The sequence below is a fragment of the Paucilactobacillus vaccinostercus DSM 20634 genome, from assembly GCF_001436295.1.
Lineage (GTDB): Bacteria > Bacillota > Bacilli > Lactobacillales > Lactobacillaceae > Paucilactobacillus > Paucilactobacillus vaccinostercus.
This window is the reverse complement of sequence record NZ_AYYY01000025.1, coordinates 351,079-361,032: the sequence shown is the minus strand read 5'-3', so window position 1 is coordinate 361,032 and position 9,954 is coordinate 351,079. Positions and strand designations below refer to the sequence as shown.

The following is a 9,954-nucleotide window of genomic DNA, read 5'->3' as shown; positions in this document are numbered from 1 at the left end:
GCTAACGCCTACTACGGTCAAAACAATGCGAAGTCGAAGGGCCACGCCCACAAGGCTTAAGCGCGTAAATAAATAGGTTTCAAAATCCGTTATGGGTTTTGAAACCTATTTTTTTGCAGTTAACTGTTTGATGAGGCGACCAAGGTTAGCGGCTGTTCGGGTGAGATTGGGACCTGCTACTTGAATGGCATGTGCCAGACTATCGGCGCCCGCAACGATTGGAAAAATGGCATCAATTTGATCGTACAAATTACCGATGTCTTCGGCGACGTTCCCGGTAAGGGCAATTACGGTGCAGGCGGGCACGGTTGATTTGGCCGCCTTGGCAACACCAAAGGGCGTTTTACCGTATTGTGTTTGAGCATCCAGACGACCTTCACCGGTAATTACGATATCTGCGGTTTTGACGCGCTGCTTAAAATGAGTGGCCTCCAGAACGATCTCGACACCGGCCCGCATGGTTGCGGGGGTGAATGCGAGCAGCGCCATGCCAATCCCACCGGCAGCACCACTTCCGGCGAGGGTGCTGACAGGACGCGCGACGACTTGTTCGACCAATTGACCAAAGTGCCGGAGATTATGATCTAATTGACGCACCATTTCACGATTAGCGCCTTTTTGAGGGCCAAAGACGGCACTAGCACCATTGGGACCCGTCAGCGGGTTAGTGACGTCTGAGGCGACGATAAAGTGGGTATCAGCGATTCTGGGATCAATGTGGTGGGTGTCGATGCGCACTAGTTGGTCCAACTGTCCGCCGCCAGGGGCCAGTTCGTGATGCTGGCGATCTAGGAGGTGCACCCCCAGCGCTTGCAAGAGGCCCGCACCACCATCATTTGTTGCACTGCCGCCTAAGCCGATAATAATCGTTTTAGCCCCGTGATCTAAGGCAGCGATGATTTGTTCGCCGGTCCCTCGCGAAGTGGCTGTGAGGGGATTGAGATGGCCCTGCATGAGCCCGAGACCACTCGCGGCAGCAACTTCAATTACGGCCGTTTGGCGGTGATTGATCAGACCATAAGCAGATTGGACAGGGCTACCAAGGGGGCCGGTGGTGGTCGTTGTGACCAATGAACCTTGATTGGCGGTTACCAAGGCGCGCACCGTCCCTTCGCCACCGTCGGCCATGGGCAGCAGGTCAAAAGTGGCGGTCGGCCAAGCGGCGCGAAGCCCCTGATGAATTGCGTGCGCCGCTTCTACGGCGGTGAGTGATCCTTTAAATGAATCTGGTGCAATGAGAAATTTCATACGTACGCCTCACTTATTATGATAATTCCATTAAAAACCAGTCGATTTGTTAGGTCAATCCCAAAAATTGTTCAAATAATTTTTTGTCCGAATAAATCGGAATCAAGTGGCAACAAATGCCGATTTAACAGTATTTTAAGAAACATAATAAAGTCTTAAAGTCGAAAACGATTACAAAAATTATGAAATAAATCAAATTTGTACTTGATTTATACGTACAAATATTTTATTGTAATGTATGTAAGCGGTACCTCATAAATCAGATTCTAGACATGGCTTATGAATATGCCGCAACTACACAGCCATTATTTACCGTTAGTTGATGAGTGTTAATGTAATTGATTCTTCCAATCAGGTTACCCTTTTTAGAGAGCGCTTACGTTAACAACATCATGTTTAATTCTTTGGAGCAAAGGAGAAAAGTATAATGCAAAATGAAAAGAAAATCCCAAGTTGGTTCATATACTTCTTTGGATCATTTGGTGGAATCCTTTTTGGTTATGATATTGGTGTTATGACCGGTGCTTTACCATTCTTGAAAATTGATTGGGCAAGCGCAATGTCAAATGCCACATTAGTCGGATGGGTGACATCTGGTGTTACGTTCGGTGCCATCTTTGGTGGGGCTTTGGCCGGACAATTAGCCGATCGTCTTGGACGTCGTCGTATGATCTTATATTCAGCTATTATCTTCTGTGTATTCTCACTGTTATCAGGGGTTGCACCTACAAACGGTGTTATGTACTTGATCATCATTCGGTGCTTCCTTGGGTTGGCCGTTGGTGCCGCTTCAGCCTTGGTACCACCTTACATGGCCGAACTTGCACCTGCCCGTCTTCGTGGCCGGATGAATGGTTTGAACCAAACCATGATCGTGTCTGGGATGTTGATTTCATACATCATGGACTACGTCTTCAAAGGTTTGCCAACAGCATGGGGCTGGCGTATTATGTTAGCCTTCGCCGCTGTTCCAGCCATCATCTTGTTCTTCGGGGTTCTGAAATTGCCAGAATCACCACGTTACTTGGTTAACCATGGTTTGAATGATGACGCTCGTCGTGTCTTGAGCTATGTTCGTGACAACGACAACGAAATCGACAGTGAATTAAACGACATCAAGAAGACTGCTGCAGCAGAAAACAACGCCGCAGAAGCACAAAAGAGTGTCAGCTATGCATCATTGTTCACTGGTAAGTATCGTTACCTTGTTATCGCCGGTGTTGGGGTTGCTGCGTTCCAACAATTCCAAGGTGCTAACGCGATCTTCTACTACATTCCTTTGATTGTTGAAAGTGCGCTTAAGATTAACGCCAGTGATGCTTTGATCTGGTCAGTTCTTCAAGGGGTTATCTTGGTTGTTGGTGCCCTTCTCTACATGATCATCGCTGAAAAGTTCAAGCGTCGTAGCTTGATCATGACCGGTGGTTCAATCATGGCGATTTCATTCTTGATCCCTGCCATTGTTAACAAGGTTACTGGTACTGAACATCCAATGCTCTTGTTAGTATTCCTTTGTATCTATGTTTTCTTCTATGCCTTTACTTGGGCTCCATTGACTTGGGTTATCGTTGGTGAAATCTTCCCATTGGCTGTTCGTGGTAAAGCCGCTGGTTTAGCTTCATCATTCAACTGGATTGGTTCATTCGTTGTTGGTCTTTTGTTCCCAATTATGACTGCTGCTCTTCCACAAGAAGCCGTGTTCGCGATCTTCGGTATTATCTGTATCTTCGGTGTTATCTTTGTTAAGACTCGCGTCCCAGAAACTAAAGGGATCTCACTTGAAGAAATCGAAGCTCAAAACATTAAGGAATAGGACATTCTGTTTCAAAACGAGTGGTTCGTGTATCTAGAAAAAAATAAAAAACATTAGTTACTATGTCTTGGTTGCGCGTAATAATTAAATAGTTTTATGGCAGAATCTAAACGGATTCTGCTTTTTTTTGCGTAAAAATAAATTTTTACCAAATTTTCATTTTTTAACTTGAACGGGAAGAAAAAATGCATCGTAATGGGATTTTGTGCGCTCAAAGCTTTCTCATTTAGTTAAAAAAGAGGGGAGATAAGCAACTGAAATTTGTATGATAAATAAAATAATCGTTGATTTATACGGATAAATTAGATAAAGTATTTAATGTAAACGTTATCCGTACGCTTATTTTATTTTTAGTTAATTTAGTAACCGCATTCATAAACAATATTCAATGATTGTAAAATAGTGGTTCTGTAGTATACAGAATTACGGAAGTGTCATCGTTTTAGTGATCGGGAACGCTAAACTGGCATTGCGGTGAAGAATTAACCATGGCAAAGGAGAAGAAAGTAGTGGAAAAAGAGAAGAAGATTCCAAGTTGGTTCATTTATTTCTTTGGATCATTTGGTGGTATTTTGTTTGGTTACGATATTGGAGTAATGACGGGTGCATTACCATTTTTGAAAATTGATTGGGCGTTAACCAATGCAACGTTGACGGGGTGGATCACTTCGGCCGTCATGTTCGGAGCTATTTTTGGAGCTTCCATTGCCGGTCAATTATCCGATCGTTGGGGTCGTCGGAAGATGATCTTGCTGTCGGCCGTGATTTTTATGATTTTTTCTATTTTATCTGGCTTAGCGCCCAACAACGGCACGCTATATCTGATCGTGGTCCGTGTATTCTTGGGACTCGCCGTGGGGGCCGCTTCAGCGCTGGTACCATCCTATATGTCTGAAATGTCGCCAGCCCGCTTACGGGGATCATTATCAGGGTTAAACCAAACCATGATTGTTTCCGGGATGTTGTTGTCCTACATTATGGATTTCTTGTTGAAAGATTTACCAGAAGCTTGGGCATGGCGGGTGATGTTGACACTTGCAGCTGTGCCGGCAATTATTTTATTTTTCGGCGTCATGAAGCTGCCTGAATCACCACGGTTCCTTGTTAAAACGGGACATGAGGATCAAGCCGTTCAAGTGCTGGGATATATTCGCGATAGTGAACAAGAAGTTCAAGATGAACTAACCCAAATTAAGACGACTGCTCAACAGGAAACGGCTGCCGCACAGGCGGTGACCTGGGGCACCCTCTTCAATTCGAAGTATCGTTACCTCGTAATCGCCGGTGTCGGCGTTGCCGCATTTCAGCAATTCCAAGGGGCGAATGCCATCTTTTACTATATTCCGTTGATCGTTGAACAGGCCACAGGGAATGCTGCTAGTTCTGCCTTATTGTGGCCCGTGATTCAAGGGGTGATCTTGGTCGCTGGTTCGTTAGTATTCTTAGTGATTGCCGAAAAATTCAAGCGCCGGACATTGATTACGCTCGGTGGCTCTGTGATGGCCCTGTCATTCTTACTGCCAGCCGTTATTAATAAGCTGGTACCGGATGCCAGTCCAATGATGATCGTTGTGTTCTTATCACTTTACGTGGCGTTCTACTCCTTCACATGGGCACCGCTGACCTGGGTCATTGTGGGAGAAATTTTCCCACTTGCAATTCGGGGGCGTGCATCTGGCTTAGCTTCATCGCTAAACTGGATCGGTTCTTGGCTGGTTGGGTTACTCTTCCCAGTCATGACAGCACATATGCCACAAGCGGCCGTTTTTGCGGTCTTTGGGGTTATCTGTGTACTGGGTGTGATCTTTACCCGGTTCTGCGTGCCAGAAACCAAAGGAAAGTCCTTGGAAGAAATTGAAGAACAGGGAACTCACCATGGTCGTGCGGCAGAATTAAAAGATGCTGACGTAACGGATTAAATTAAAAATAAAAACTTCGCTGCCCTTTCGGCAACGAAGTTTTTTTGTTAGTACGGATATTGTTCACCAAACTCATAAACAAGTTCAGGTTCTTTGCTGACACGGTGATTTTTGTTGATCGCATCCATGAGGTGCATTTCCTCAGTCGTTAATTCAAAATCGTAAATTTGTGCGTTTTGCGCAATTCGATCAGGATGAATGGACTTGGGAATAAATGAGATGCCATTTTGATAGTGCCAGCGTAAAATGATTTGAGCTGGGGAACGATGCTTTTGTTCGGCAATTTTGACCAGTGTGGGTTCGTTGAAGACCTTACCACGACCTAGTGGACTCCATGCTTGCGTGGCAATGTTGTTTTCTTCGTGGAAGTGAATCAGCGGCTTTTGACTCATGTAGGGACTGACTTCGATTTGGTTCAAAACAGGCATTTCACGAGCCTGCGTAGCAAGGTATTGCAGATGGACCATACCGTAGTTGCTGACCCCAATTGATTTGGTTAAGCCTTGTGCCTTCAAGTCTTCAAATGCGCGCCAAGTGTCAAAGAAATGGGTGTTGATCGGCCAGTGAATTAAAAGGAGGTCGACGTAGTCCATTTGGAGCTTTTTCAGAGATTCTTTCAGTGACCGAATAGTAGCGTCGTAGCCTTGATTGGCTTCGGAAATTTTAGTGGTGATAAATAATTCTTCCCGTGGCACCTGTAAATCGTGTAAAATCTTACCGAGGTACTGTTCGTTTTCGTACATTTGGGCGGTATCAAAAAGGCGGTACCCCTGTTCCCAAGCAGCGGTAACTGCTTGGTTAAATTCGTCTTGATCAGTAATCTTGTAAACACCAAACCCCTGTTGTGGCATCTGATTGCCATCGGCGAGGGTAATCAAATTATTACTAATATCTGTCATAATATCCTCCGCTAAGTTTATTTATCAACCACTATTATAAACATAATTTGGGAAAAGGCGAAAAGATTCTGACCTGGTGGCCCCCAAAACTGGGTGCAAGTGATATAGTAATAACAAATAAATCGAAAAAATGAGGAGTATGCTTCGTGGAAAGTAAATATGAAATTGTTAAGCAAGGACTGAAGTCTGATATTATTGCTGGCAAGTACCAGGTTAGCGATAAGCTACCAACCGAATCTGAGCTTATGGCACAGTACAGTGTTAGCCGCTATACGATTCGGCGGGCGATTAGTGAATTACAAAACGAGCATTACGTCTACCGAATTCAAGGGGGCGGGATGTACGTTGATGATTGGCAAAAGGGCCGGTCAACGAAGGTCAACAACAAAATGGTGGGTGTGATTACGACACACATTGCTGACTATATTTTCCCAAGTATTATCAGTGGGATTGACCGGGTTATTTCAGATAACGGCTATTCAATGATTTTGAGCAACACCCACAATAATCATCAAAAGGAACGGCGGAGTTTAATTCGGATGCTCGATAACAACGTGGAAGCGATGATTATTGAACCAACTCAAAGTGCGCTACCTAATCCGAACAGAGACATCTACGAAAAAATTAAAGCGTCGAAGATTCCCACGCTGTTTATCGATGCCCATTACGAGGATTTTGATTTTCCATACGTTGAGACCCATGATATGGAAGCCGAACAGCATATGACGGAGTACCTCTTTACACAGGGGCACGAAAAAATTCTAGGAATTTTTCAAATTGATGATTTGCAAGGTGTTCACCGCATGGATGGCTTTATTCACGCCTACCTCAAGCATCCAAAGATTTCCTACCTCAGTGAAATGGTGATGTATCAGTCCAGCGACGAGATGGCTAAGATCTTTGATAAAGTTTCAGCGATCTTTTCGCGGGAGGACCGGCCGACCGCCATTGCGTGCTACAACGATCAATTAGCCATTCAGATTATTGATGTCGTTCGCTCACTGGATCTACGTGTGCCTGAAGACGTTGCAGTGGTGGGCTTTGATGACTACGAATTAAGCAAGTACATTGAACCCAGCTTGACGACTACCGTTCATCCTAAAGGAAAGATGGGAATCGATGCGGGGAAGACTTTGATGAAGCTGATTAATCACGAGGAAGTCGATTCCATTTCGTATGATTTGGATATGCGGATTCGAAAATCCGCCGGCATTAAGAAAAATTGGTCCGGTATGTAATTAAAGTTATTTTATAAATTTAGCAAAAAGTCGCTGAAATCAGCGGCTTTTTTATTAATTTAAAAACTTTTTTTGTGGTCATTTTACCGGCCAGATGGTTAGTATCTAAGGGATTTATGCGAGTTAAAAATGGTTAAAAGGATATTTTTATGCTATCAAAAAAAGTTTTTGTTGATTTATACGGACAAATATCATACAATATGTATGTAAGCGATTTAAGTGTTGCAACCACTTGGATGGAAGCGCCGTTCAAAGTGCAACACAATAAATTAAAAAGGAGATCATCTCATGTCATTACAAGTACCTGATTATGAATTCTGGTTTGCAACTGGTAGTCAATTCCTTTATGGTGAAGAACAACTGAAGTCAGTTGAAAACGACGCCCGTGAAATTGTCGATAAATTGAATGCAAGTGGCAAATTGCCATACAAAGTTGTCTTTAAGTTGGTTGCTACAACCGCTGAAAACATCACTCAATTTATGAAGGATGCCAACTACAACGATAACGTTGCCGGTGTTATCACATGGATGCACACATTCTCACCAGCTAAAAACTGGATCCGCGGTACTAAGTTGTTACAGAAGCCTTTGCTTCACTTAGCAACTCAGTTCTTGAACAAGATCCCATATGACACAATTGACTTTGATTACATGAACCTTAACCAAAGTGCCCATGGTGACCGTGAATACGGCTACATCAATGCACGTTTAGGCGTAAAGAACAAGATTGTTTACGGCTGGTGGGGCGATGAAGAAACCCAAGAAGAAATCGGTAAGTGGGAAGACGTTGCAGTTGCCTACAACGAAAGCCAAAAGATTCGCATCGTTCGTTTCGGCGACAACATGCGTAACGTTGCCGTTACTGAAGGTGACAAAGTTTCAGCACAAATCAAATTTGGCTGGACAGTTGACTACTATGGTGTCGGCGACTTAGTTGAAGAAATCAAACATGTTTCTGAAGACGACGTTAACGCTAAGTACGAAGACTTACAAAAAGACTATGAATTCGTTGTTGGTGACAACACACCTGAAAAATTCGAATCATCAGTTAAGGAACAACTCCGTCAATACTTCGCTTTGAAGTCATTCATGGACAAGAACAACTACCAAGGCTTCGTTACAAACTTCGAAGATCTTTGGGGCTTGAAGCAATTGCCTGGTTTAGCTGCTCAATTATTGATGGCTGAAGGCTATGGCTTCGGTGCTGAAGGTGACTGGAAGACTGCTGCCTTAGGTCGTTTGATGAAGATCATGTCACACAATGACAAGACGATCTTCATGGAAGACTACACCCTTGAATTACGTAAGGGCAAAGAAGCCATCCTTGGTTCACACATGCTTGAAGTTGACCCTTCAATCGCTAGTGACAAGCCACGTGTTGAAGTTCACCCACTTGATATTGGTGGTAAAGATGATCCTGCACGTCTTGTATTCGCCGGCTCAGATGGTGAAGGTATCGATGTAACATTGACTGATATGGGTGACGACTTCCGTCTGATTTCATACGAAGTAAATGCTGCGAAGACTCCAGAAGCAACACCATACTTGCCAGTTGCCCAACAACTTTGGACACCTAAGATGGGCTTGAAGCACGGTGCTACTGAATGGATCCGCCTTGGTGGTGGACACCACACTGTTCTGTCACTTTCACTTACGACTGAACAAATTCAAGAATTTGCTGACATGATCGACTTGAACTTCGTCGACATCAAGTAATTCAATGATATAATGAAGCCGGCCAGTAATGGTCGGCTTTTTTTATGGGTGCGATAGGGAGCTGGAGCACTACGACGACATGTCATGGGAGTTGATAATTGTGTATCAAGCAGATGAACATCGTTACGACACAATGCTTTACCGGAATTTAGGAACATCGGGACTCAAAGTTTCCGCCATTGCCCTTGGCTTTTGGCATAACTTTGGTGACACAACCCCGCTGAGTAATCAGAAAAAGCTAGTTTTTGATGCGTTCGATCGGGGAATTACGTACTTCGATTTAGCGAACAACTATGGCCCGGAACCGGGAGCTGCTGAAAAAAACTTTGGTAAGATTTTTCACGATCATCTCACGAGCTATCGGGATGAAATGGTGATTTCATCAAAGGCCGGCTATACTATGTGGCCTGGACCTTATGGCGACTGGGGATCACGGAAGTATCTGATTGCGAGTCTTGATCAAAGCTTGAAGCGAATGGGGCTCGACTATGTCGACATTTTCTACCATCATCGGCCAGATCCGAATACTCCGATGGAAGAAACGGCACGGGCATTAGATCAAATTGTCCGTGATGGCAAGGCACTATACGTTGGTATTTCCAACTATTCTGCCGACCAAACTAAGCAGATGGCTGCTTTATTAAAGGACCTCGGGACACCATTTATTGTGCATCAACCCCGGTACAACATGTTTGACCGGTGGATTGAAGATGGGCTCACGGATGTCCTCGAAGACGAGGGCGTGGGGGCGGTTGTCTTCAGTCCGTTAGCACAGGGTCGCTTAACCGATCGTTACCTACACGGTATTCCAGAGGACTCGCGGGCTAATCGTTCGGATAGTCCCTTCCTGTCGAAAGACCGGGTTGAACCGACCATTCGGATCGCGCAGCAACTCAATGAGGTTGCTCAACAACGGGGGCAGTCACTGGCACAAATGGCGCTCGCTTGGAATCTGCGTCAAAAGGCGGTTTCAAGTGTGATTGTCGGTGCATCAAGAACTGCCCAACTCGACGATAATATTCAAGCCTTACAGCATCTCGACTTTACTGCCGCAGAATTAGCGAATATTGATCGTATTTTGAACGGTGCTGAATTTAAATAGCGTTAAAAAAAGACTGAGA

General features: G+C 44.5%; 7 protein-coding genes. 5 read left to right on the top strand and 2 right to left on the bottom strand.

From position 1 onward, the window contains the following. Positions 1-105 precede the first annotated feature (105 nt). Entirely contained in the window at positions 106-1,248 is a 1,143-nt protein-coding gene (locus tag FC26_RS06920) for a glycerate kinase family protein (protein ID WP_057779071.1), read from the bottom strand. 427 nt (positions 1,249-1,675) lie between these two features. Here FC26_RS06920 and FC26_RS06915 point away from each other — a divergent pair, with 427 nt between their 5' ends. Then, the gene (locus FC26_RS06915) at positions 1,676-3,061 is read left to right on the top strand and encodes a sugar porter family MFS transporter (protein WP_057779069.1); all 1,386 of its coding nucleotides are present in this window, start codon (positions 1,676-1,678) and stop codon (positions 3,059-3,061) included. 509 nt (positions 3,062-3,570) lie between these two features. Continuing rightward, the gene (locus FC26_RS06910; protein WP_157061089.1) at positions 3,571-4,980 is read left to right on the top strand and encodes a sugar porter family MFS transporter; all 1,410 of its coding nucleotides are present in this window, start codon (positions 3,571-3,573) and stop codon (positions 4,978-4,980) included. Positions 4,981-5,027: 47 nt separating this feature from the next. Here the strand turns inward: FC26_RS06910 and FC26_RS06905 are convergent, their stop codons facing one another. Then, entirely contained in the window at positions 5,028-5,879 is an 852-nt protein-coding gene (locus FC26_RS06905; protein WP_057779066.1) for an aldo/keto reductase, read from the bottom strand. Positions 5,880-6,025: 146 nt separating this feature from the next. On the opposite strand from FC26_RS06905, the gene FC26_RS06900 reads away from it, so the two are divergent. From FC26_RS06900 to FC26_RS06890, 3 genes are all read left to right on the top strand, one after another. Continuing rightward, on the top strand, positions 6,026-7,117 hold the full coding sequence (locus FC26_RS06900) for a GntR family transcriptional regulator (protein WP_057779064.1): 1,092 nt from the start codon (positions 6,026-6,028) through the stop codon (positions 7,115-7,117). A gap of 288 nt (positions 7,118-7,405) precedes the next feature. Then, the gene (gene araA / locus FC26_RS06895) at positions 7,406-8,833 is read left to right on the top strand and encodes an L-arabinose isomerase (protein ID WP_057779062.1); all 1,428 of its coding nucleotides are present in this window, start codon (positions 7,406-7,408) and stop codon (positions 8,831-8,833) included. 100 nt (positions 8,834-8,933) lie between these two features. Next, the gene (locus FC26_RS06890; RefSeq protein WP_057779060.1) at positions 8,934-9,935 is read left to right on the top strand and encodes an aldo/keto reductase; all 1,002 of its coding nucleotides are present in this window, start codon (positions 8,934-8,936) and stop codon (positions 9,933-9,935) included. Positions 9,936-9,954 lie beyond the last annotated feature (19 nt).